This is a genomic window from Ruegeria sp. AJ12 (assembly GCF_056536245.1).
In genome coordinates this window covers 3,805,185-3,827,485 of the sequence record NZ_JBQFJJ010000001.1, presented here as the reverse complement: position 1 = coordinate 3,827,485, position 22,301 = coordinate 3,805,185, and the positions used below count along the sequence as shown (strand labels likewise).

22 protein-coding genes are annotated in these 22,301 nt (G+C 59.1%); 15 read left to right on the top strand and 7 right to left on the bottom strand.

What is annotated here, in order from left to right; translation table 11 throughout:
• Positions 1–9 precede the first annotated feature (9 nt).
• Together ACR3E0_RS19125 and ACR3E0_RS19120 are read left to right on the top strand one after the other, a co-directional pair.
• Complete coding sequence (locus tag ACR3E0_RS19125) at positions 10–2,937, top strand: DNA translocase FtsK (protein WP_480480547.1); 2,928 nt, start codon at positions 10–12, stop codon at positions 2,935–2,937.
• Positions 2,938–2,976: 39 nt separating this feature from the next.
• Positions 2,977–3,573 carry a LolA family protein gene (locus ACR3E0_RS19120; RefSeq protein WP_480480545.1) on the top strand — a complete coding sequence of 199 codons (597 nt, stop codon included), beginning with the start codon at positions 2,977–2,979 and terminating at the stop codon, positions 3,571–3,573.
• A gap of 16 nt (positions 3,574–3,589) precedes the next feature.
• Here the strand turns inward: ACR3E0_RS19120 and ACR3E0_RS19115 are convergent, their stop codons facing one another.
• Together ACR3E0_RS19115 and ACR3E0_RS19110 are read right to left on the bottom strand one after the other, a co-directional pair.
• Positions 3,590–4,171 (bottom strand): transglycosylase SLT domain-containing protein, encoded by a 582-nt coding sequence (locus tag ACR3E0_RS19115; protein ID WP_480480543.1) that lies wholly within the window; start codon positions 4,169–4,171, stop codon positions 3,590–3,592.
• A 60-nt stretch (positions 4,172–4,231) separates the two neighbouring features.
• Positions 4,232–5,113, bottom strand: coding sequence for an AEC family transporter (locus ACR3E0_RS19110; RefSeq protein WP_480480541.1), 882 nt, complete (start codon positions 5,111–5,113; stop codon positions 4,232–4,234).
• An 80-nt stretch (positions 5,114–5,193) separates the two neighbouring features.
• On the opposite strand from ACR3E0_RS19110, the gene hspQ reads away from it, so the two are divergent.
• Positions 5,194–5,520 (top strand): heat shock protein HspQ, encoded by a 327-nt coding sequence (hspQ, locus tag ACR3E0_RS19105; RefSeq protein ID WP_480480539.1) that lies wholly within the window; start codon positions 5,194–5,196, stop codon positions 5,518–5,520.
• 32 nt (positions 5,521–5,552) lie between these two features.
• Here hspQ and ggt read toward each other — a convergent pair whose 3' ends face one another.
• From ggt to ACR3E0_RS19090, 3 genes are all read right to left on the bottom strand, one after another.
• Positions 5,553–7,130: a gamma-glutamyltransferase gene (gene ggt, locus ACR3E0_RS19100; RefSeq protein WP_480480537.1), complete on the bottom strand. Its 1,578-nt coding sequence runs from the start codon at positions 7,128–7,130 to the stop codon at positions 5,553–5,555.
• Positions 7,131–7,344: 214 nt separating this feature from the next.
• Positions 7,345–7,794: an ATP-binding protein gene (locus ACR3E0_RS19095; RefSeq protein WP_480480535.1), complete on the bottom strand. Its 450-nt coding sequence runs from the start codon at positions 7,792–7,794 to the stop codon at positions 7,345–7,347.
• Positions 7,795–7,817: 23 nt separating this feature from the next.
• Positions 7,818–8,156, bottom strand: coding sequence for an STAS domain-containing protein (locus ACR3E0_RS19090; RefSeq protein WP_480480533.1), 339 nt, complete (start codon positions 8,154–8,156; stop codon positions 7,818–7,820).
• A 102-nt stretch (positions 8,157–8,258) separates the two neighbouring features.
• Between ACR3E0_RS19090 and ACR3E0_RS19085 the strand changes: the two genes are divergently transcribed.
• Positions 8,259–9,431, top strand: coding sequence for a thiolase family protein (locus ACR3E0_RS19085; RefSeq protein WP_480480531.1), 1,173 nt, complete (start codon positions 8,259–8,261; stop codon positions 9,429–9,431).
• A gap of 95 nt (positions 9,432–9,526) precedes the next feature.
• Positions 9,527–9,982 (top strand): GAF domain-containing protein, encoded by a 456-nt coding sequence (locus tag ACR3E0_RS19080; protein WP_480480529.1) that lies wholly within the window; start codon positions 9,527–9,529, stop codon positions 9,980–9,982.
• 110 nt (positions 9,983–10,092) lie between these two features.
• On the opposite strand, the gene ACR3E0_RS19075 is transcribed toward ACR3E0_RS19080, so the two are convergent.
• Complete coding sequence (locus ACR3E0_RS19075; RefSeq protein WP_480480527.1) at positions 10,093–10,374, bottom strand: DUF1294 domain-containing protein; 282 nt, start codon at positions 10,372–10,374, stop codon at positions 10,093–10,095.
• Positions 10,375–10,491: 117 nt separating this feature from the next.
• Between ACR3E0_RS19075 and ACR3E0_RS19070 the strand changes: the two genes are divergently transcribed.
• The 10 genes from ACR3E0_RS19070 to rarD all read left to right on the top strand — a co-directional run bounded on the left by ACR3E0_RS19070 (position 10,492) and on the right by rarD (position 21,598).
• Positions 10,492–11,061 carry a helix-turn-helix domain-containing protein gene (locus ACR3E0_RS19070; RefSeq protein ID WP_480480525.1) on the top strand — a complete coding sequence of 190 codons (570 nt, stop codon included), beginning with the start codon at positions 10,492–10,494 and terminating at the stop codon, positions 11,059–11,061.
• Positions 11,061–11,684: a LysE family translocator gene (locus ACR3E0_RS19065; RefSeq protein WP_480480523.1), complete on the top strand. Its 624-nt coding sequence runs from the start codon at positions 11,061–11,063 to the stop codon at positions 11,682–11,684. The genes ACR3E0_RS19070 and ACR3E0_RS19065 overlap by 1 nt, the downstream gene beginning before the upstream one ends.
• A 4-nt stretch (positions 11,685–11,688) precedes the next feature.
• Positions 11,689–12,069 carry a GFA family protein gene (locus tag ACR3E0_RS19060; protein WP_480480521.1) on the top strand — a complete coding sequence of 127 codons (381 nt, stop codon included), beginning with the start codon at positions 11,689–11,691 and terminating at the stop codon, positions 12,067–12,069.
• Positions 12,070–12,084: 15 nt separating this feature from the next.
• Entirely contained in the window at positions 12,085–14,535 is a 2,451-nt protein-coding gene (locus ACR3E0_RS19055; protein WP_480480519.1) for a GcvT family protein, read from the top strand.
• Positions 14,536–14,553: 18 nt separating this feature from the next.
• A complete protein-coding gene (locus ACR3E0_RS19050) occupies positions 14,554–15,030 on the top strand; it encodes a cupin domain-containing protein (protein WP_480480517.1) in 477 nt (158 codons plus the stop codon).
• A gap of 3 nt (positions 15,031–15,033) precedes the next feature.
• Positions 15,034–16,086, top strand: coding sequence for an alcohol dehydrogenase family protein (locus ACR3E0_RS19045; RefSeq protein WP_480480515.1), 1,053 nt, complete (start codon positions 15,034–15,036; stop codon positions 16,084–16,086).
• Between the two features lie 12 nt (positions 16,087–16,098).
• The gene (locus ACR3E0_RS19040; protein ID WP_480480513.1) at positions 16,099–16,995 is read left to right on the top strand and encodes a homocysteine S-methyltransferase family protein; all 897 of its coding nucleotides are present in this window, start codon (positions 16,099–16,101) and stop codon (positions 16,993–16,995) included.
• A gap of 9 nt (positions 16,996–17,004) precedes the next feature.
• On the top strand, positions 17,005–17,988 hold the full coding sequence (locus ACR3E0_RS19035) for a GlxA family transcriptional regulator (protein WP_480480511.1): 984 nt from the start codon (positions 17,005–17,007) through the stop codon (positions 17,986–17,988).
• Positions 17,989–18,077: 89 nt separating this feature from the next.
• On the top strand, positions 18,078–20,531 hold the full coding sequence (locus ACR3E0_RS19030) for a GcvT family protein (RefSeq protein ID WP_480480509.1): 2,454 nt from the start codon (positions 18,078–18,080) through the stop codon (positions 20,529–20,531).
• A gap of 161 nt (positions 20,532–20,692) precedes the next feature.
• Positions 20,693–21,598, top strand: a complete 906-nt coding sequence (gene rarD, locus ACR3E0_RS19025) for an EamA family transporter RarD (protein ID WP_480480507.1) — start codon at positions 20,693–20,695, stop codon at positions 21,596–21,598.
• Here rarD and ACR3E0_RS19020 read toward each other — a convergent pair.
• The gene (locus ACR3E0_RS19020; protein WP_480480505.1) at positions 21,589–22,299 is read right to left on the bottom strand and encodes an SGNH/GDSL hydrolase family protein; all 711 of its coding nucleotides are present in this window, start codon (positions 22,297–22,299) and stop codon (positions 21,589–21,591) included. The two genes, rarD and ACR3E0_RS19020, sit on opposite strands and share 10 nt — an antisense overlap.
• Between the last annotated feature and the right edge of the window lie 2 nt (positions 22,300–22,301).

Here is a 22,301-nt window from a genome sequence, read left to right as displayed (position 1 = left end):
GAGGGTAAAATGGCATCATATAACGCGCGCAACCGCGATCCATTGCTGGACAGCACGACGCAGGCCGCCATCGAACGGCGCAGCAAGGAACTGATCGGGATCGCTCTGATCCTGCTGGGTTTTGCGTCGGCTGCGATGATCTGGTCTTACACGCCGGATGATCCCAATTGGATGGTCTCGACGGATGCGCCCGTGCAGAACTGGATGGGGCGCGCGGGGGCCTCGATCGCCGCGCCTCTGTTCATGATCGTGGGTTGGGGAAGCCTGGGTTTTGCCCTGGTGCTGGCCACATGGGGTGTGCGTTTTGCCGGTCATTTTGGTGAAGAACGCGCTATCGCCCGATTGATTTTCGCCCCAATCTGGATTGCTGTGCTGGCTGTCTATGCTGCAACCCTTGTGCCCGGCGCGGAATGGCGTGCCACGCACAGCTATGGGCTGGGTGGATTGTTTGGCGACACCGTCATGGGCGCTTTGCTGACGTTGCTGCCGATCTCGTCGCATTTCATGGTCAAGCTGATGTCTCTCGCCATGGCGGCGGGAATGCTGGCCCTGGGTATCTTCGTTCTGGGATTCACCAGGGCAGACGTCAAGCGAGGGGCACGTGCCTTCTTTCTGGGTCTCGTTCTGTCCTACGACACAATGATGAAATTGATGGGCCGGGGTGCAACGGCGACGGCCAAGGCGGCCCGTGACCGGCGCGCGCATTGGGATGAGCGCAGGGCGGCGCGGGCAGAGGCGGCCGAGGCTGGCTTCGAGGATGAGGTCGCGTTTACCGATCCGATCTTTGACGAGCCTGCATTGCACGCCCCAGAACCTGCGGTCAAAACAGGGCTGCTGGCCCGTATGCCCGCCTTGATCCGGCGCCCTGATCCGATGCCGGAACCAGAACTTATCGATCCGGAACCTGTCACCGGGTATGATGAGATGCCGGGCGAAGACCGCATTCGGTCCAAGATTTCGGCCGCCGTGCGCAGCCGCAAGGTGGCGACGGGTGAAGCGGTGCCCGAGCCGGACCCGAACCTGCCATTGACCAAGGGGCGCGGGCGCGGTCCGGACCCGCTAATCCTGAACGCACCCCGGTCAGACGAACTGCCGCCCGAACCACCAGTTACCTCGACCGGCTTGCCGCCTGAACCGCCCATGACGGCGCCCGGTCTGCCGGATTGGCAGGGCCCCGTAGCGGATGAATTTGCGCCGCAAACAGACGAGGGATTTGATCCGGCGCTGGATTACCTGCCTCAGTCGGACTTTGATGACGAGCCTGTGCTTGAAGATGGTCCCCAATCGCGAGCAGCGATGAAAATTCCGGTGGCCGAACCGCGCAAACCGGTTGTGGCGCAGCCTGTCAGACGTGCGCCGCCCCCGTCGCGGCGCGCGCAGGCCGAGGCGCAACCGACACTGTCCTTTGAAGAAAGACACGCCGATTTTGAACTGCCGCCGCTTGGGCTGTTGTCCAACCCGTCCAAAATCCAGCGCCATCACCTGAGCGATGAGGCATTGGAAGAAAACGCACGGATGCTGGAAAATGTTCTGGATGACTATGGCGTCAAAGGAGAGATTGTCAGCGTCCGCCCCGGCCCGGTGGTCACCATGTACGAACTGGAACCCGCGCCGGGTCTCAAAGCCAGCCGGGTGATCGGTCTGGCGGATGACATTGCACGATCGATGTCGGCCTTGTCCGCGCGCGTCTCGACCCTGCCCGGACGCTCAGTGATTGGTATCGAACTGCCGAATGAAAACCGCGAAATGGTTGTGCTGCGCGAAATCCTTGCCAGCCGGGATTTCGGTGACGGCAACCAAGCGCTGCCTTTGGCGCTGGGCAAGGATATCGGCGGCGAGTCCGTCGTTGCGAACCTGGCCAAGATGCCTCACCTTCTGATCGCCGGGACCACAGGGTCCGGTAAGTCGGTGGCGATCAACACGATGATCCTGTCGTTGCTCTATAAGCTTACACCGGATGAGTGCCGCCTGATCATGATCGATCCCAAGATGCTGGAACTGTCGGTTTATGACGGCATCCCTCATCTGCTTTCGCCGGTCGTCACCGATCCGAAAAAGGCCGTCGTGGCCCTGAAATGGGTCGTTGGCGAGATGGAGGACCGCTATCGCAAGATGTCCAAAATGGGCGTCCGCAACATCGCGGGGTACAATGGTCGCGTGAAGGATGCGCTGTCCAAGGGTGAACTGTTCAGCCGCACGGTACAGACCGGATTTGACGACGAAACCGGCGAGCCGATGTTTGAGACCGAGGAGTTTGCGCCCGAAGCGATGCCCTACATCGTCGTCATCGTTGACGAGATGGCCGACCTGATGATGGTCGCCGGCAAAGAGATCGAGGCCTGCATTCAGCGGTTGGCGCAGATGGCGCGTGCCTCGGGTATTCATCTGATCATGGCCACGCAACGCCCGTCGGTCGACGTGATCACCGGCACGATCAAGGCGAACTTCCCAACGCGGATTTCGTTCCAGGTGACCTCGAAAGTCGACAGCCGCACCATTCTGGGTGAGATGGGCGCCGAGCAGCTGTTGGGACAGGGCGACATGCTCTACATGGCCGGTGGAGCGAAAATCACCCGCTGCCACGGTCCATTTGTTTCGGACGAAGAGGTCGAAGAAATCGTCAACCACCTGAAACAGTTCGGCCCGCCGGATTATGTGGGGAGCGTTCTGGATGGCCCAGCCGAAGACAAAGCGGACAACATTGATGCTGTTCTGGGTCTCGGTGTGGGTGGCAACACCAACGGAGAAGATGCGCTCTACGATCAGGCGGTCGCAATTGTGATCAAGGATCGCAAATGCTCCACCTCATACATTCAGCGAAAACTCGCCATTGGCTACAACAAGGCTGCGCGGCTTGTTGAGCAAATGGAAGAAGAAGGCGTTGTTTCGGCGGCAAACCATGTCGGAAAACGGGAAATCCTCGTCCCCGAGCAATAGGATATTTAATAACACGGGCTGAGCGCATATCTGTGAGGCATGAAACAGATTGCCTTTGCCCTTGCGTTGACACTGGCGGCGCCTGCTGCCTGGGCGGCAGACAAACTGCCGTTGTCACAGATTTCCAACTACCTGAACGGTTTGAATACAGTTCAGACCACGTTTACTCAGGTCAATGACGACGGATCGCTCAGTACAGGGAAGCTGTGGCTGCAACGTCCCGGAAAGATGCGATTCGAATACGATCCGCCCAATAGTGCGGTCGTTGTGGCGCGTTCCGGCAGCGTGCAAATTTTTGATCCGAAATCAAATCAACCGCCCGAGCAGTACCCGTTGAACCGCACACCCCTCTCGCTGGTTCTGGCGCGCAATGTGAACCTGAGTCAGGCGAATATGGTTGTGGGTCACGACTTTGACGGAACCGCTACGGTCGTTACCGCGCAAGATCCAAAAAACCCCGACTCCGGTCGCATCGAATTGATGTTCACCGGTGATCCCGTCGAACTGCGGAAATGGGTGATCCATGACAATGCCGGCACCCAGACAACCGTCCTGCTGGGACAGTTGATCGAGGGCGGTCCCGTCGATCAGGACCTGTTTTCCAGCAGAACCAGAAGCGGGTCAGACAATCGCTGACCCGCTGCCGGATGAGTTAGTATCTGCAGTTGGCCAGTTGCGCCTGATACATCTGTGCCCGGGAATCCACGTCACTGGCCACGTTCACCAGCCAGGATTTGCTGTTGTAACTGCCACGCGCAAAGCCTGTGTGACCCTCGTGATAGGCGAGATACTGGTTACGTGTGTCGGTGGGGTGAATGCCGTTCCGCTCGTAGGTCTTGTTCATGTACCAGCCGATGAAGTCTGACGCGTCACGGATGCGGTCCCGTTTGGCCCGGCGTTTGCCGGTCTCTTTCTGGTATTCGTCCCATGTTCCGTCCAGTGCCTGACTGAATCCATAGGCACTGCTTTGCCGACCCATCGGGATGACGCCCAGAACATACCTGTGCGGCGTGCGCGCGTCATGACGATAGCGGCTTTCCTGATAGATCGTCGCCATCTGTACGTGAACCGGGACGCCCCATTTCCGTTCGGTGCTTTTGAACGCTTTGATAAAGTCGGGACGTTCGCGCGCAATGCTGCACGCGTCATTGAGTTTGCTGGGCGGGCGCTGGGACCCACCCCCACAGGATGCCAAAAGCAGCACCCCAAGGAGTACGAAAAGAATTCTGCTCATGTGCCTCATGCCTTTTTTCTGCATTCTAGCGCAGATTGCAGGCAGAGGAAATCACTTTCGTTACAAAACCATAGCCAGCACAGCCGGCAAGGCACCCACCGACAACAGTGTGGAAACCATGACCATCCCGGCCACCGCGTCGGAATCGGCATCAAACCGCTCGGCCAGCAAATAGGACGTGACCGCGACGGGTGTGCACATCTGTAGCACCAGAACACCAAAGGCCACCGTCTCAAGACCAAAGGACAGGGCCACCGTCCAGCCGAGGGCAAAGCAAACACCCAGTTTCAGGACCGCAAGCCAGACGGCCTGACCCAGCCTCTGCGGGGCCAATCTGGCAATGGCGACACCCAGGGTAATCAGCATCATCGGCACGGCCATTTGACCGAGCAAGCCCAGCGTGTTTGTCAGAAACAGCGGCGTTTCCCATCCGCGCCACAAAAACAACGCGCCCAGAAGCGTGGCCCAAACCATCGGTTCGCGCAGCACCTTTCCGAACGACCCTTGACCCGCCACAAGGTAGATACCGTAAGTGAATGAAAACAGGGCGGAAATGGAAAAGAAGATCACAGCATAGCCAAGCCCGACCTGGCCGAAGGCAAAGATGCACAGAGGCAATCCCAAGTTACCTGTATTTCCGAAAATCAGCGGCGACAGGTAGGTGCGTTGTTCCAGATTCAGCACGTGGACGATCAGCCAGAACACCGTTGCGAGGACCAGATTTGCCAGGATCGCCGCGATGGTAAAGCGCGAAAGATCGCCGCCGGGAATGTCGGTTTGCATGAGCGCCACAAAGATCAGGCTGGGCACCGCAAGGGTCATGGCAAAACGAGTTACAAACTGTAGACGGTACTCGAACCCAAGCCGGACCCACGCAAATCCCACACCGCCCAGCAGGAAGACCGGCGCGACAATTTCGAACACTGTCAGTAAGAGGTTCACAGACTGTTTCCCTAAATTTCAGATCAATGATTGGCATTCCGGCCCGGAACACGGTAGTAAGTGCGGTGGGGGCAGAAGAAATGCTGAAGACACAAGCTAAGTACCGCCTGGGTCAGGTGGTTCGCCACAAAAAACATCCCTTCCGAGGGGTGATTTTTGACGTGGACCCCGAGTTCTCCAACACCGAAGAATGGTACGAGGCAATCCCTGAGGACAGCCGCCCGATCAAGGATCAGCCGTTTTATCACTTGCTGGCCGAAAATGATCAGTCCTTCTATGTGGCTTATGTTTCAGAACAAAATCTGATTGCCGACCAATCCGGTGAACCGGTTGAACATCCCGACATTCCCAACATGTTTGGTCCGTTCGAGGATGGGGCCTACCCGCTGCACTTTCATCTGAACTGATTGAGCCGAAACTCGGCGACAGCCGGCGTATCTCAGTACCCCAGCGCACATCCGTCTTTGCGAGGGTCACTGGCCCCTTGCAAAACACCGTCACTGCGGATTCGGATGGCTTGAGCGCCCCCGATCGGTGTTTCTGAAATATGGATACTATGACCCATTTCAGACAACTGTTTCGCAATCCCCGCAGAATACCCCTGTTCCAGTTTCAGAACCAATCCGTCCGCAAACGCACGTGGCGCATCTATGCTGGCCTGTAGCCCAAGCCCATAGTCCGTGAGGTTGGACAAAAAGCGCGCGTGTCCAGTGGGCTGATATGCACCCCCCATCACACCAAAGGGCATCTCGACAAGGCCGTTCTGCCTTAGCATTCCGGGAATGATTGTGTGCATCGGGCGTTTGCCGCCGTTCAGTTCATTGGGATGGCCGGGATTAAGAGTGAACCCCGCCCCGCGATTTTGCAGCAGAATACCGTATTTCTCGGACGCGATCCCCGACCCGAAGCTATGGAAGATCGAATAGATCAGCGAAACGGCCATGCGGTCGCGATCCACAACGGCGATATACACGGTGTCCTTGTGAACGGTTTCGGCCAGAGGTGCGGCTGCCGGCATTGCACGTTTGGGGTCGATCAACGCAGCAAGCCTTGCGGCGGTTTCAGGGTCGCGGAAACGCTCGGCCCGGGCCGTGTGATCCGGGTCGGCGATAAAGCGGTTGCGGGCATCATAGGCCAACTTCGTGGCCTCAGCCTCGATATGCACCCGTTCGGCTCCGAACGGGTGCATCTTCGCCAGATCGAAATGCTTGAGAATGTTGAGCAGCAGAATTGCGGTGGCGCCCTGCCCATTGGGCGGATGTTCCACAAGCTCGGTGCCGTTGTAGTCTCCACTTATGGGTTCTGACGCCGTGTATTTCACAGCCTCAAAATCTCCGGCGGTGTGAACGCCGCCCAGCGATGAGAGTGTGGTGATCATGTCCTGCGCAATGTCGCCGGAATAGAAGGCGTCGCGCCCATTTCGGGCGATCTGGCGCAGAACTTCGGCTTGGCCGGGCGCCCGAAAGATCTGGCCGATTTTCGGGATCTGTCCGTCGATCAGGTAATGTTCACGCGCTGCGCCCTGCAGCGTGGCTGCTCCGCTCCGCCAATCAAACGCGACTCGCTCGGCAACGGGGACCCCACGATCGGCATATTGAATTGCGGGTTGCAGGATCACGTCCAGACCCAGGCGTCCTTCGGTCTCTGCGAGATGGCAAAACGCGTCGACGGCACCCGGAACAGTGACCGCGTCTGGTGTGGTCAAAGGCACATCCAACAACCCTTTGGCCCGCAAGTCTTCGGCCCGAGCAGCCGCCGGGGCACGGCCCGAACCATTCAGCCCTCGTATGGTGTTTTCACCGGCCCGGTTGTAGAGGACAAAGCAATCCCCACCCAGACCGGTCATCTGCGGTTCGCAAATGCCAAGAACAACTGCGCCAGCTATCGCGGCATCCATCGCGTTGCCGCCCTGTGTCAGAATGTCGACTGCAACCTTTGCCGCCAGTGGGTGCGACGTGGCACACATCCCCTCTGTCGCCAGCACTTCGGACCGACCCGGTTGTTGCAAATCCCGCATTCCGCAAACCCTCCCGTTTAACGGGGCGAAGGTATTACGCCATCCAGGATTGTCCAGTCATTTCAAGGGAGAAGTTCCTCGGCGCCGTTCACTGGGTGGGGGCTGTGACACATGGCGCCGAGGGAAGCTATCTGAGCTACGGGATATGTTATGCCGCCCGTTTGAGGCGCTACAATGGTTCGAAAAAGGCCTTATTGTGGCCATTCAGGCCCAATCAATCCTGGTTTGCAAAATCAAACCGCAGCGACAGCCGGTTACATCCCTGGCTGTATTCGTATCTGATGTCGTTGGTCAGCTGGTGGATCAGAAACCAGCCAAACCCTCCTTCGGGCAGTTCCTGAGTGGACGTGCCGAGCGGTGCAGGTGTCCCGTCAGGTGGGTGAAGTCCCGGCAAGGGATTGCCTGTGTCTGAAATCAGGATGTCCAGTCTGTTCCGATCCAGACGGCAGGTGACGCGGACTTTGGCGGGCGCAACTCCGGCGTAAGCGTGTTCCACAACGTTATTGATTGCCTCGGCCAGGGCAATCTTCACGTCATCCGCCTTGTGCGGGGGAAGTCCCCGATTCGCCAGGCCGCTGCTGAGCTCGGCGATCCCGACACTGGCTTCGGTCTCAGTCGCGGGGAAGCTCAGCTCCAGGCAGGGTTCGTCAGAAATAGGCTGCACGCTGGTCCACTCCTGCTGAGGGGTCAGTCCACAGCGACTGACAAAGCGTCGTCAAGGCTGGCGAACAGCCTGAAAACCGTGTCCATGCGGGTCAGCCGAAAGACTTTTTCGACCACCGGCTGCAGCCCGGCGAGGTCCAGCTTTCGGTCCTGGCCCAGTTGCTTCATCGACGCGACAATCGCGCCCAGCCCGCTGGAATCGATGAACTCCACACTGGACAGGTCAAGGACGACGCGGTTCGCGTCGCCTTCGGTTTCAGCACGCATGTCTTCCTTGAACTGGATGGCCATGGCGGCGTCGATCCGGTTGGCATGGACCGTGATGACCTGAGTCGTGCCGGTCGTTGTGCTTGTGAGCGACATGTTCGACCGTCCTCCAAATTTGATGATACGTCGTAGAAATACGCTAGACGGCAATTCTTACCATTCGGTATTCAGAAGGCGGCAAACAGGAGGATAACCCGGATGAAAGACGTCGTGATTGCTGGGGCCGCTCGCACGCCTATGGGTGGATTTCAGGGTATGTTCGATGGCGTGGCTGCTGCCGACCTTGGTGGGCATGCGATCCGGGCGGCGTTGACACAGGCCGGCGCGCAGACAGTTGACGAAGTCCTGATGGGCTGTGTCCTGCCTGCGGGTCAGGGTCAGGCGCCGGCGCGTCAATCGGGATTTGCGGCGGGATTGGATGACTCTGTACCCGCCACAACGCTCAACAAGATGTGCGGGTCGGGGATGAAAGCAGCCATGATGGCCTTTGACCGGATCGCTTTGGGGCAAGCCGATGCAATGGTTGCCGGCGGGATGGAGAGCATGACAAACGCGCCATACCTGTTGCCCAAGATGCGCGGAGGTGCCCGTATTGGTCATGGGCAGGTGGTCGATCACATGTTTCTGGACGGGCTTGAAGACGCTTATGACAAGGGCCGCCTGATGGGTACGTTTGCCGAAGACTGTGCCGAGGCGTATCAGTTCACGCGCGAGGCGCAGGATGAATATGCGCTGCAATCGCTCTCCAACGCGCTGGCGGCTCAGGACAATGGAGCATTTGAAGGCGAAATCACACCCGTCACCGTGCGAACCCGCAAAGGCGAGATCACACAGGAAACGGATGAGCAGCCAAAATCCGCCCGGCCCGAAAAAATCCCTACACTGAAACCCGCGTTTCGCAAGGACGGAACTGTGACGGCGGCCAATTCGTCCTCCATATCAGACGGCGCCGCAGCGCTTGTGCTTGCGTCTGCAGATGCGGCCGAGGCGCAGGGCCTGACCGTCCGGGCCCGCATCCTGGGGCATGCGAGCCATGCACAGGCCCCCGGTCTTTTCACGACGGCACCGGTGCCAGCGGCTCAAAAACTGCTCGCTCAAATCGGGTGGAGCAAGGACGATGTCGATTTGTGGGAGGTCAACGAAGCTTTTGCTGTCGTTCCGATGGCCTTCATGCATGAGATGGGTTTGCCGCGTGACAAAGTGAACGTGAACGGCGGGGCCTGTGCCCTTGGGCACCCGATTGGTGCGTCCGGTGCACGGATCATGGTGACCCTGTTGAACGCGCTGGAGAAACGAAATCTCAAACGCGGTGTGGCGGCCATTTGTATCGGAGGCGGCGAGGGCACGGCCATCGCAATCGAACGCGTTTGACGGTTCGTTCTTTTTCAAATACCCCGAAGCAGCTTTGGCCCTTGGCGACACCAAGGGTCTGAGCTTCGCAGGAGCCACTCGCCAAACGTGTTTTCATGAGCCCCGATTACGATACGCTTGCCAAAACCATCTCGGCCCTGACCGACGGGGAAACCGACCTCGTCGCCCTCATGGCCACCGTGGCCTGTGAAGTGCATCATGCGGACACCCGCTTCGACTGGACCGGGTTCTACAGGGTCACCGAGCCGGGCCTTTTGAAGATTGGTCCCTATCAGGGTGGGCACGGCTGCCTGGTGATCCCGTTCGAACGGGGCGTGTGTGGCGCGGCGGCGCGTACGGGCAAAATTCAGTTGGTGGCAGATGTCGACGCCTTTCCAGATCACATCGCCTGCGCAACATCCACGAGGTCCGAGCTTGTGTTGCCTGTACGCAATGCAGCGGGAGATGTCATTGCGGTGTTCGACATCGACAGCGATCAGCCTGATGCGTTTGATGAAGACGATGCCCGGAATCTGGATGCAATCCTGACGCAGGTCTTTGCCCGCAGCTAAAGTTTTTGGCAGGAACGCAAACTCAAGAGACGTGTCGCCCCTTGGTGGCCCTTGGCGCCGCGCTTTCCATTCTGTTGATCGGATTTGATTGCGATCAATCGTGCTGCGTTTCAAAGTGCTTGCAAAGCCTTGGCAGATATCAGCAGGTAACACGCGATTGCCTGCACGCCGAACAGAACCAAAACCCTTGCAGTGAAGCCGCGCTTTCGGCTTTTGTGGCGAAAAATCCATCGTCCCAACAGGGCACCCGGGCTGCCCCCCAAAGCGGCAAGCCATATCAGCCTGCGTTCAGGCACGCGGCGTTTTCGGTGCCGCGCTCGCAGCTTGTCCCACCCGAAAACCAGCAAGGTTAGCCCATTGATTGCCCATAGGTAGGCGACTGCAATCCACATGCGTGGGACTTACCCAAGCCGTCACTTGTGTGCAAATGAAAAACTGCTTGGTTTTTTCACCGATTCGCGTCAGGATGAAAATTAGGGAAAAAATTTCACCATATTTCGGAGCGGCCAGTGAACAGCCAAGCCCCTCAAAGTGCGACACTCGGTGCGGATATTCGTGCCTTGCGCAAGGCGCGAGGGCTGACCCTGACCGAGATTGCGGCCAGGCTGGACCGCTCGGTCGGCTGGCTCAGTCAGGTTGAGCGCGACCTGTCGGAACCCTCGATCTCTGATTTGCGCCTGATTGCCGAATGCCTGGGCGTGCCGATGTCGATGCTGTTTGCCCATTCCGCTGCACCTGTGGAAGAGCAGGGGTATGTCGTCCGCGCCGGGTCGCGCCGGCCCATGGGTTCAGGCGAGGAAGGGTTGATCGAAGAACTGTTGTCCCCGGATCTGACGGATGATTTCGAGGTCGTCCATTCGACGTTTGAACCCCATTCCCGGATGCAGACCCCGGCTGATCGACCGACGCAGGAAGTGGGATATCTGGTCTCTGGACGTCTGGATCTGATGATCGGATCGCGTCATTTTTCCGTTGGGCCCGGTGACAGCTTTCGGATCAAGCACGAAACCTATCAATGGTCCAACCCCTATGATGATCCCGCCGTGGCCATCTGGGTCATCGCCCCGCCGGTGTACTGATGAGTTTTGAGGCCTGGACCATATTCGCGCTGTTCTGGGTGATCTTTGTCACCACACCGGGGCCGAATGCGGTCAACTGTATTTCCAACGGGATGAGCCTGCCCCTGCCCAAGGCAATGCTGGGGGTGCTGGCGATTCTGACGCAGGCCGGTGCGTTTCTGATCCTGTCCGCGCTGGGCATCACCGCGCTGATTGCGGCGTCTCCGACCGGGTTCTTTATCGCCAAACTGGTGGGGGCGGGGTTCCTGATCTGGGTTGGCGTTCGCGGCTGGATGAACGCGACGAAACCGGCTCCTGCATCCGAACGGCCCGCGCGGCATGTCTATCTGCATGCGCTTGCCGTCGCGACGATCAATCCCAAAAGCGTGGCTGGATATCTGGCCGCCTTTTCGCAATTCGTGCAGCCGGATGTGCCGGTCTGGCAGCAGATGGGAGTCATCATGCCCACCGCGCTCGTCATCACTACACTCAGCTACACCGGGTTCACGGTGCTGGGCGCGTTGATGGGCAAGGCGGCGCTGGGGGCCGCGTTCAACGTCTGGGTCCGCCGCGTGATGGCGACCTGTTTCATCATTTACGGCGTGTTACTGGGATCCAGTTCCACGCCGACAGCAAGGGGGTAATCACATGCATTCCGGTTCCTGCCTGTGCGGCGCGGTTGCGTTTACAATCGACGGGGATTTGTCGCCGCCCTCGGCCTGCCATTGTGGTCAATGTCGCAAGCAATCGGGCCATGTCTGGGCGTCGACCTGGACACATCAGGACAACCTGAGTTTCTCGGCCCGTGACACGCTGGGCTGGTTTCAGGCGTCAGAAACCGCACGGCGTGGTTTCTGCAGCAAATGCGGATCATTTCTCTTCTGGCAACATAACGAAGAGGACACGATTTCAATTTCCATGGGCGCTTTCGATGCGTCCACGGGCCTCATGCTCTCGAAGCACATCTTTGTAGCTGACAAGGGCGATTATTACGACATCACGGACGATCTGCCCCAACGGGCACAGTAACAGGGATCAAGACACATGAGTGATTTTCCGACAAAAGCCCGCGTGGTTATCATTGGTGGCGGTGTGGTGGGGGCCTCGTCCCTGTATCATCTGGCCAAGAAAGGCTGGACCGATTGTGTTCTGCTGGAAAAGAACGAACTGACGGCCGGCTCGACGTGGCACGCGGCGGGCAATGTTCCGACCTTCTCGACCTCTTGGGCGATCATGAACATGCAGCGCTATTCGACCGAGCTGTATGCCCGGCTGGGTGAAGAGGTCGATTATCCGATGAACTACCATCAGACCGGCTCGATCCGTCTGGCCCACAGCAAGGAGCGGATGCAGGAGTTCGAACGCGCCTGCGCCATGGGCCGCTATCAGGGTATCGAGATGGAGATGTGGACGCCCGAGCAGGCCAAGGAGCAGTACCCGTTCCTCGAAACCCATGATCTCGAAGGTGTGCTGTTCGACCCCAGCGACGGCGACATCGACCCGGCCCAACTGACACAGGCGCTGGCCAAGGGTGCCCGTGACATGGGCCAGAAGATCATCCGCTTCTGCCCGGCGACCGGTGTGACTCAGCATGATGACGGCACCTGGACTGTCCGGACGGACAAGGGCGATATCGATTGCGACTATGTTGTGAACGCCGCCGGGTATTACGCGCAGCGCTTGGGCGAGTGGTTCAAACCATTCGGTGGCCGCACGGTTCCGGCCATGGTCATGAGCCACCAGTATCTGTTGACCGACGAAGTGCCGGAAGTTGAAGAATGGTCCAAAGCGAATGGCGGCAAGAAGCTTCCGCTGCTGCGTGACGTGGATATCTCGTACTACCTGCGGCAGGAGAAGAACGGTTTCAACCTTGGCCCCTACGAGCCCAACTGCAAGGGCCATTGGATGACCGAAGATGACCCGATGCCCGAGGATTTCAGTTTCCAGCTTTGGAACGATGATCTCGACCGCATCGAGGACATTGTCACCGACGCAATGGAGCGTGTGCCGCTGATGGCGACCTCGGGCGTTGGCCGCGTTATCAACGGCCCGATACCCTACGCGCCAGACGGGCTGCCACTGATCGGCCCGATGCCGGGCGTCAAGAATGCGTTCGAGGCCCACACCTTTACCTTCGGCATCGCGCAGGGCGGTGGCGCGGGCAAGGTGCTGGCCGAGTGGATTGTGGATGGCGCCACCGAATGGGACATGTGGTCCGTCGATCCGCGCCGTTACACCGATTACACCGATCAGGATTACTGCAACCAAAAGGGTATGGAGGTCTACGGCAACGAATATGCCATGCACTTCCCTCATCACGAATGGCCCGCCGCGCGCGACAAGAAACTGTCGCCTGTCCATGAAAAGGTCAAAGCGCAGGGCGGCGTGATGGGCGTCTATAACGGGTGGGAACGGGCCAACTGGTTCGCAAAGCCGGGCGATGATACCTCGCTCGAGGCGACCCACACCTGGGGTCGTTCCGGCCCGTGGGAGCAGCGGATCCAAGAAGAATGCGAAGCGGTGCGAGACCATTGCGGCGTTCTGGATCTACCGGGCTTCTCACGTTTCATGGTCAAGGGAGAGGGTGCCGCCGAGGCGCTGCGCGGGCTCGCGACCGGTGGGTTGCCAAAGGTCGGCCGGATGAACCTCATCTATGTTTCGGACGACCGCGGGCGCATTCTGACCGAAATGTCCTGTATCCGTCTGGGCGAAGATGAGTTCATGATGATCACGGCCGCAACCGCACAGTGGCATGACCGGGACATCCTTATGAACACAATGCCTGCCGGGGTATCAATTGAAGATGTCACCACCACCCGTGACACACTGATCGTCACCGGTCCGAAATCGCGTGAGATCCTGTCCACTATGACGGATGCCGATCTGACGTCGGGGTGGCTGACTCATCAATCCGCAACTGTCGCGGGTCAGCCTGCTTACCTGATCCGCGTGTCTTTCGCCGGTGAACTGGGCTGGGAGGTGCATGCCCTGAACGAACACATGCCTGCGATCTACGATGCGATTATCGATGCAGGTGCCAAACCGTTTGGGATGTACGCCCTGAACTCGCTGCGCATCGAAAAGGGCTACCGCGCGTGGAAAGGCGACCTGTCGACCGACTACTCGCTGCTCGAAGGCGGGCTGGAGCGGTTCGTCAAGCTGGACAAGCCGCAGGACTTCCCCGGTAAGGCTGCGATCCTGAACGAAAAGCAGCAGGGTGTGAAAAAGGCCTTTGTCACCATGACCGTGGATGCGGGTGATTGCGACGCGCCGTACATGTCCTGCATCTGGCAGAACGGCGAGATCGTGGGCGAGACCACCTCGGGCGCCTGGGGCTACCGCGTCGGAAAATCTATCGCGCTGGGCATGATCAAGGCTGAGCTTGCCAATCCTGGTACCGAGCTTGAGGTCGAAATCTACGGGCAGAAGTGCCGCGCCGTGGTAGAGCAGGACCAGCCGCTCTGGGATCCTGAGAACGAACGGTTGCGCGCCTAACGTCTCACGGAGACCGCCATGAGCAAACGATACGCCAAACTGGGGCCCGGTGAGGGTCCCAATTATGACTGGGAAAACGACCACACCTTTGTAAAGGTGTCAGGTCAGGACACAGATGGCGCCTATACGCTCATGGAAGACAACCTGAAGGCCAGCTTTGCGCTTGGCCTTCATCGTCATGACAGCCATGCTGAGACATTCTACTTTCTCGAAGGCAGGGTGGATTTCTATGTCGATGGCGATTGGCATCAGTGCACGCCGGGCACAACGATGCATGTTCCAGCGGGTGTTCCGCACGCGTGCCGTGTGGCCGGTGACGCCCCGGCAAAGATGCTCATGATCTTTCAGCCATCGGGCTTTGATGGCTTTCTGGCGGAACTGGGGACGATGGGCGAGGCTGGTTTCGCGAACGAGACCAAAATGGCAGAGCTGAATGCCCGCTATGACATTGTCCCAATGGGCCCCGTTCCGACCCATCCTGACGACGGGGTTTGAGTGATGGCTGCGCCAAAAACAATGTCCGGCGTCTATCTCACCGGCCATGGTGGTCCGGAGATGTTGGAATGGCGCGAAGACATTCGTGTTCCGGCGCCCGGCCCGGGCCAAGTTCTGGTGCGGGTTGCGGCCGCTGGCGTGAACAACACCGATATCAATACGCGCGTTGGCTGGTATTCGTCAGACGTGACCGGTGCCACGGACGCGGTCGATCAGGCGGTCGAGGCCGGGGGCTGGGGTGGCGCCCTGCATTTTCCGCGCATTCAGGGCGGCGATCTGTGCGGCATTGTCGAGGCCGTGGCATCTGGCACGCGCTTCAAACCGGGGCAGCGCGTGACCTGTCCAATCAACCTGCCGCGCCCTCGACCGGGGCATCCGCACGGCATCATCGCGTTGGGCTCCGAGATCGATGGGGCCTTTGCGCAGTTTTGTGTGGTTGAGGCGGATGATCTTTATGATGTTTCGTCTTCGCCTCTGTCCGACGTTGAAATCGCCGCCATTCCTTGCGCCTTTGGAACGGCTGAAAACCTGCTGACCCGCGCGGGCGTCACGGCCGGTCACAAGGTTCTGATTACCGGAGCCTCCGGCGGCGTTGGTCTGGCTGCGGTTCAGCTGGCCACGCTTCGGGGCGCTTCTGTCTGGGGTGTGACCTCGCCTGCCAAGGCAGAAGTGGTCAAAGCCCAGGGCGCAGCGGGCACTTTCGACCGTGACGCCACCTTACCAACCGACATGTTCGACATTGTAGTTGATGTGGTCGGTGGCCCGACATGGTCCACACTCATCCTGGCGCTAAAACCCGGTGGCCACTACGCCGTATCGGGCGCGATTGCGGGGCCGATCGTCGAAGCGGATCTGCGTGATATCTATTTGCGCGACATCACGATTCACGGCTGCACGTACCAATCGCCGGAGATTTTTGGCCGCCTTGTGGAGTTGATGAACAACGGGCAGATCAAACCATTGATTTCACGCACCTATCCCTTGCAGGATATCGCAAGGGCGCAGGAGGATTTTCAATCCAAGATCTTCCCCGGCAAACTGGTTCTGATCCCCTGAGAAAGACACGGCATGGCAGATATCACTCTTTTGGATGGCTCGGTTGGGCAAGAGCTGGTCAAGCGTAGCGGCGACAATCCGACACCCTTGTGGTCGACCCGGGTGATGATCGACCACCCCGATTTGGTGCGAGCAGTTCATGCCGAATACTTCCGTTGCGGCGCCACAATCGCGACGACAAACACCTATGCGATCCACCGCTCGCGCCTTGTGCGTGAAGGTCTGGAGGATCAATTGGGCACCCTGATCGCCACGGCCGTGGAACAAGCTCAGGAGGCGGCCCGGCCTCACGCCTCGGCCCGCATTGCCGGGGCGCTTGGCCCTTTGCTGGCCTCTTATCGACCTGACCTGAATCCGGATCCTGAGGAGGCGGGTGCCAAGTTCGCGGAACTGGTTGAATTAATGCGCGACCGCGTGGACCTGTTCCTGATCGAAACAGTCTCTTCGGTGCAGGAGGCGGACGGCGCGTTGCGCGGCACTGAAAACTGCGGAAAACCGGTCTGGCTGTCTCTGACAGTCATGGACGACGACGGTTCCCGTCTGCGATCCGGCGAAGCGCTCGGCGACATTGGTCTGCTTGTTGCGCAATACGCGCCTCAAGCTTTGCTGATCAACTGTTCCCGGCCAGAAGCGGTTCCCGCAGCCCTTAGAATTCTTGCCGGGATGGGCTTGCCATACGGTGCCTATGCCAATGGGTTTACACATATTTCCGATGGCTTTCTGCAGGACGCACCGACAGTGGACAGCCTGGACCAGCGTCACGATCTCGGACCAGAAGCTTACGCATCGCACGTCATGAACTGGATCGATCAGGGGGCGACAATTGTCGGCGGCTGTTGCGAGATCGGCCCGGATCACATCGAAACCCTTGCGAAACGTATTCGGGCAGCCGGACACCGGATCGTCTGAGGAGTTCGCATGACGGTCAAGACACCCCCCGGCACAGCCCCGCCAGACAAAGAAACCTGGCACTTTGACGTTTTGGTTGCGCCGGGGTTTGTATTGCTCGAGCTTGCATCATTGGTGGATGTGTTGCGTCTGGCCAACAGGGTCTGCTCTCGACCACCGTTCACGTATACGTACCGATCTCTGCGCGGCGGTCCGGTCCCCAGCAGCAGCGCGGCGACCGTGTCGACCGAACGCATACTGCCGCACCCCAAGGCCGACTATCTGTTTGTCATTGGCAATACGGACCCCGATCACCCGGACCTTTCGCTGGGTCGGATCGTCTCGGATTACACCTATCGGGACGCGCAGGTCTTTTTGCTGGCCGAGGCCGCCAGCCGGTACATCGATGAACAAGGCACCGATGATCTGGCAACCCATTGGGAAAACGCGTCCTTTCTGCGGGAGCGCGGCGCGCGGTTTGAGGCCAAGCTGTCCATTGCCACCGAACAGGGCGGTGTCGTGACCTGCGCCGGCATGGGCGCAACGGCCGATATTGCGCTGTCCGTGATCGGACGTCATGTTTCCGGACCTGCCAAGATGACGGTGGCCGACATTATGCTGCACGAGAATATTCGGGACTTCTCGTCCATGCAGCCGTTTTCGGGCGCCAAGACAAGCGCTACGGGCGATGCCAAGCTGGATCAGTGCCTCAAGTTGATGCAGGCGCATATCGAAGACCCGTTGCCGATTCAGGAGATCGTCAACGAACTGCACCTGTCGAACCGTTCGTTGGAGCGTAAGTTCAAATCCTTTTTCGGGACGACCCCGAACGGGTTTTATCGAGAGATGCGGCTGGCCAAAGCCAATAACCTGCTGCTCAACACCACGATGAGTGTGCGGGAAATCGGGCTGGCCTGTGGTTTTCCCAACGGGTTTTCCTCGGTCTACAAAAGTGTCTTCGGCGTCACGCCTTTTGTCATGCGGCGGGAACGGAGGCAGATGTCGCAAAGGTGATTTTTGCTGACACGCTGACGTTTTTGACGGGTTTCCTGTCGATCCTTCGTGTCATCTAAGGGGAAACCTGACAAAGCGGAGACATCAGGATGGTTGATCTTCCCACCAAGGCCCGTGTGGTCATTATCGGCGGCGGTGTGATCGGATGCTCGGTTGCTTATCACCTGACCAAAAAGGGGTGGACCGATGTTGTACTGCTGGAGCGCAAGCAACTGACCAGCGGAACGACCTGGCACGCGGCGGGTCTGATCGCACAGCTGCGGGCGACGGCGAACATGACCAAACTGGCGAAGTACAGTCAGGAACTGTATGGCTCGCTCGAGGAAGAAACTGGCGTGGCCACGGGGTTCAAACGCTGCGGGTCGATCACCGTAGCACTGACCGATGAACGCAAGGAAGAAATCTACCGTCAGGCCGCGATGGCCCGCGCCTTTGGAGTCGAGGTCGAAGAGATCTCGAACGAGCGCGTGGGAGAGCTGTATCCGCATCTCAATCTGGAGGACGTAAAGGGCGCGGTATACCTGCCGCTGGATGGTCAGGGCGATCCGGCGAACATCGCACTGGCGCTGGCCAAAGGGGCCCGTCAACGCGGTGGTATCGTGAAAGAGCGGGTCAAAGTCACCGACATCGTCAAACAAGGACGCACGGTCACAGGGGTCGACTGGGTCGCGGACGATGGCAGCGCCTCGGGACATATCGAATGCGATATGGTTGTGAACTGCGCGGGTATGTGGGGCCATGAAGTGGGCCGCATGGCTGGCGTGAACGTGCCTCTTCACGCGTGCGAGCATTTTTACATCGTGACCGAAGGCATTGATGGCCTCACCCAGCTGCCGGTGCTGCGTGTGCCCGACGAGTGTGCATACTACAAGGAAGACGCGGGAAAAATCCTGCTGGGTGCGTTCGAACCCAACGCCAAACCCTGGGCGATGAACGGCATTCCGGACAGTTTTGAGTTCGACCAGTTGCCGGAGGATTTCGACCATTTCGAACCGATCCTCGAAGCGGCGTGTAACCGGATGCCGATGCTGGCCGAAGCGGGCATTCACACCTTCTTCAACGGACCCGAGTCTTTCACTCCGGATGATGCCTATCACCTGGGCCTTGCGCCCGAGATGGACAACTTTTGGGTTGCTGCGGGCTTTAACTCCATCGGAATCCAATCCGCCGGGGGCGCGGGCATGGCGCTGGCAGAATGGATGGATACGGGCGAAAAACCGTTCGATCTGGGCGATGTCGATATCAGCCGGATGCAACCGTTCCAGGGCAACAAGCAGTACCTGTTCGAGCGCTCGAAAGAGACTCTAGGCCTGCTCTACGCCGATCACTTCCCGTACCGTCAGAAAGCCAACGCGCGCGGGGTGCGGCGAACTCCGTTCCACCATCACCTGCTGGAACAGGGCGCGGTCATGGGGGAATTGGCCGGTTGGGAGCGGGCCAACTGGTTCGCCAATGAAGGCCAGGAACGCGAATACCAATATAGCTGGAGGCGTCAGAACTGGTTCGAAAACTCCGCCGCTGAACACCGCGCCGTGCGCGAGAATGTCGGCATGTATGACATGTCTTCCTTCGGGAAAATTCGCGTCGAAGGTCCCGACGCCGAGGCATTTATGAACTACATCGGCGGTGGCGACTACGCGGTGCCGAATGGCAAGATTGTCTACACTCAGTTCCTGAACCGCACCGGCGGGATCGAGGCCGACGTAACCGTGACCCGCCTGACCGAGACCGCCTATCTGGTCGTCACGCCAGCCGCGACCCGTCTGGCCGACCAAACATGGATGAAGCGCAATGCAGACAACTTCAATGTGGTCATCACGGATGTGACCGCCGGCGAAGGCGTTTTGGCCATCATGGGACCGAACGCGCGGGCTTTGCTCGAGAAAGTCTCGCCCAACGATTTCACGAACGCGGCCAACCCATTTGGTACCGCGCAAGAGATTGAGCTTGGCATGGGTCTCGCCCGCGCACACCGCGTCACCTATGTCGGTGAACTGGGATGGGAGATCTATGTCTCTTCCGACATGGCAGGTCATGCCTTCGAGGCGTTGAACGCAGCCGGGCAGGATATGGGACTGAAGCTTTGCGGCATGCACATGATGGACAGCTGCCGCATCGAAAAGGGCTTCCGCCATTTCGGTCATGACATCACCTGTGAAGATCATGTGGTCGATGCCGGGCTTGGCTTTGCGGTCAAGGTGGACAAAGGGTGCGATTTCATCGGTCGCGCGGCGGTGATTGCGCGCAAGGAGTCCGGGCCAAAGAATCGACTGGTCCAGTTCAAGCTTACGGAGGCCGAGCCGCTGCTGTTCCACAATGAACCGATCATGCGCGATGGCGAATATGTGGGTTATCTCAGTTCGGGCAACTACGGACACACTCTGGGTGGCGCGATCGGCATGGGCTATATTCCGTGCGAGGGGGAAAAAGCCGCTGAGGTACTTGGATCCACATACGAGATCGACGTGTGTGGTGTGAAAGTCAAAGCCGAGGCCTCGCTGAAACCCATGTACGACCCAAAATCCGAACGCGTGAAGGTTTAATGGATGGCAATCGAGGCGGGGGCCGATAGGTGCCCCGCCTTGATTTTGCGACGGCGTGCAAGTACCCATCACAATTCTTGATGCCCGACTTCACGGTTTTCGCAGTTCCCAACCCGCTCTGATCTGCCGTAAAGAAATCCGGTATCAACCGGAGACCCGCTTTGGCAGACACCCCTTTACCACCCCAAAATTCCGATACGCCAAAGGGGCTTGCGCTGGCGGTGACGGCATATGTTCTATGGGGCTTCCTGCCGCTGTACATGAAAGCGATGGAGCACATGGGGCCGGTCGAGGTCGTGTCTCATCGCATCATTTGGTCGGTTCCTGTGGCTGGCTTGCTGCTGGTCGCGCTGGGGCGCACCCGCGATATCAAAGCGGCGATCAGGAATCCCCAGATGCTGGGTATGGCGGCTCTGACCGCCGCGCTAATCTCCGTGAACTGGGCCATCTATGTCTGGGCCATTACGTCAGGGCATGCTCTGGATGCGGCGCTTGGGTACTATATCAATCCGCTGTTCAGCATCGCGCTGGGCGCGATCCTTCTGCGCGAGCCGTTGAACCGGACTCAGTTGGTGGCCGTCGGGCTGGCGGCCTTGGGCGTTCTGGTGCTGGTGCTCGAGGCGGGCAAATTGCCTTGGGCCGCGCTGGGCCTGATGGTCAGTTGGGGGTTTTATGCTTTCTTCAAACGCTCGCTTCCCATCGGTCCAAATCAGGGTTTTCTGCTTGAGGTGCTGATCCTTTTGATCCCCGCCCTAGCTTATGTGACATGGCTGGGCGCAAACGGGACCGGGCATTTTGGAACGGTGGCGACCGACACAATGCTGTTGGCAGGGGCAGGCATCGTGACGGCGGTTCCTTTGCTGGTTTATGCCAACGGAGCAAAGCTGGTGCGGTTATCCACGATGGGTATCTTGCAGTACATCGCGCCGACCATGATCTTTATCACGGCGATTGCAGTGTTCGGAGAGCAGATAGATCGGGGTCGCATGGTTGCGTTCCCGCTGATCTGGGCGGCGCTGGTGGTGTACTCGATCCCGATGATTCGGCAGGCTCGATCTCAGGCTTGAAGGAGCATGCGCGCTGCTGCGTCAGCCCATAGCGCATAGGCTCTTGGGCTGGGGTGATATCCGTCGGGCGCGGCCAGGGCCGGATCATCGGGCAGGTCCAGTGTCAAATGCCGGGCTTGGGAACAAGCGCCAACAACCTGTTTCAGCCCGCTATCCAGACGGGCGGCCTGACGACCCAGAACCCAGGCCAAAGGCTGCGGCAGGGCAGGAAAGCGGTGCATCTGCGGTACGGCGGTTGCAACGACCGTCCGAGCGCCTAACCCTTTGGTGAGAAAATCCATCAACATCGCTTGACGCTGGACAAACTGCTTGCGGGAGACAGCGCGGGTCACATCGTTCACGCCAAGCGCGGTGACGACGGCATCGAACGGGCCTTGCAGGTCTTGCAATCGATTGATGGTGTCCTGCGTTGTATGCCCTGTCGTCGCCTCCACTCGCCATTCGACTGTGTGGTGTCTGGCCAACCGGCGGACCAGATATCCGGACAAGGCCTGTTCCTGTGTTCCTGCGCCCACTCCGGCTGCCGAACTGTCACCCGTGATCAGCAGACGTAAACGCGGTCCTCCACCGTCACGCCCTTGTCGCGGACCGGTTGGTTCCGGCAACAACTGCGCCCTGCGCCGCACAGACAGCCCCTGGGCGGCCAGAAGCGGCAGCAACGGCACCCGCAAAATCTGATCGGTTGAAATCGGGCCCGGCATGA

What these genes read in the sequence shown, in the direction of transcription:
- ACR3E0_RS19125 (WP_480480547.1), top strand. Translation starts at nt 10, where the DNA reads ATGGCATCATATAACGCGCGCAACCGCGATCCATTGCTGGACAGCACG.
- ACR3E0_RS19120 (WP_480480545.1), top strand. Translation starts at nt 2,977, where the DNA reads ATGAAACAGATTGCCTTTGCCCTTGCGTTGACACTGGCGGCGCCTGCT.
- ACR3E0_RS19115 (WP_480480543.1), bottom strand. Translation starts at nt 4,171, where the DNA reads ATGAGCAGAATTCTTTTCGTACTCCTTGGGGTGCTGCTTTTGGCATCC.
- hspQ (WP_480480539.1), top strand. Translation starts at nt 5,194, where the DNA reads ATGCTGAAGACACAAGCTAAGTACCGCCTGGGTCAGGTGGTTCGCCAC.
- ggt (WP_480480537.1), bottom strand. Translation starts at nt 7,130, where the DNA reads ATGCGGGATTTGCAACAACCGGGTCGGTCCGAAGTGCTGGCGACAGAG.
- ACR3E0_RS19090 (WP_480480533.1), bottom strand. Translation starts at nt 8,156, where the DNA reads ATGTCGCTCACAAGCACAACGACCGGCACGACTCAGGTCATCACGGTC.
- ACR3E0_RS19085 (WP_480480531.1), top strand. Translation starts at nt 8,259, where the DNA reads ATGAAAGACGTCGTGATTGCTGGGGCCGCTCGCACGCCTATGGGTGGA.
- ACR3E0_RS19080 (WP_480480529.1), top strand. Translation starts at nt 9,527, where the DNA reads ATGAGCCCCGATTACGATACGCTTGCCAAAACCATCTCGGCCCTGACC.
- ACR3E0_RS19075 (WP_480480527.1), bottom strand. Translation starts at nt 10,374, where the DNA reads ATGTGGATTGCAGTCGCCTACCTATGGGCAATCAATGGGCTAACCTTG.
- ACR3E0_RS19065 (WP_480480523.1), top strand. Translation starts at nt 11,061, where the DNA reads ATGAGTTTTGAGGCCTGGACCATATTCGCGCTGTTCTGGGTGATCTTT.
- ACR3E0_RS19060 (WP_480480521.1), top strand. Translation starts at nt 11,689, where the DNA reads ATGCATTCCGGTTCCTGCCTGTGCGGCGCGGTTGCGTTTACAATCGAC.
- ACR3E0_RS19055 (WP_480480519.1), top strand. Translation starts at nt 12,085, where the DNA reads ATGAGTGATTTTCCGACAAAAGCCCGCGTGGTTATCATTGGTGGCGGT.
- ACR3E0_RS19050 (WP_480480517.1), top strand. Translation starts at nt 14,554, where the DNA reads ATGAGCAAACGATACGCCAAACTGGGGCCCGGTGAGGGTCCCAATTAT.
- ACR3E0_RS19045 (WP_480480515.1), top strand. Translation starts at nt 15,034, where the DNA reads ATGGCTGCGCCAAAAACAATGTCCGGCGTCTATCTCACCGGCCATGGT.
- ACR3E0_RS19040 (WP_480480513.1), top strand. Translation starts at nt 16,099, where the DNA reads ATGGCAGATATCACTCTTTTGGATGGCTCGGTTGGGCAAGAGCTGGTC.
- ACR3E0_RS19035 (WP_480480511.1), top strand. Translation starts at nt 17,005, where the DNA reads ATGACGGTCAAGACACCCCCCGGCACAGCCCCGCCAGACAAAGAAACC.
- ACR3E0_RS19030 (WP_480480509.1), top strand. Translation starts at nt 18,078, where the DNA reads ATGGTTGATCTTCCCACCAAGGCCCGTGTGGTCATTATCGGCGGCGGT.
- ACR3E0_RS19020 (WP_480480505.1), bottom strand. Translation starts at nt 22,299, where the DNA reads ATGCCGGGCCCGATTTCAACCGATCAGATTTTGCGGGTGCCGTTGCTG.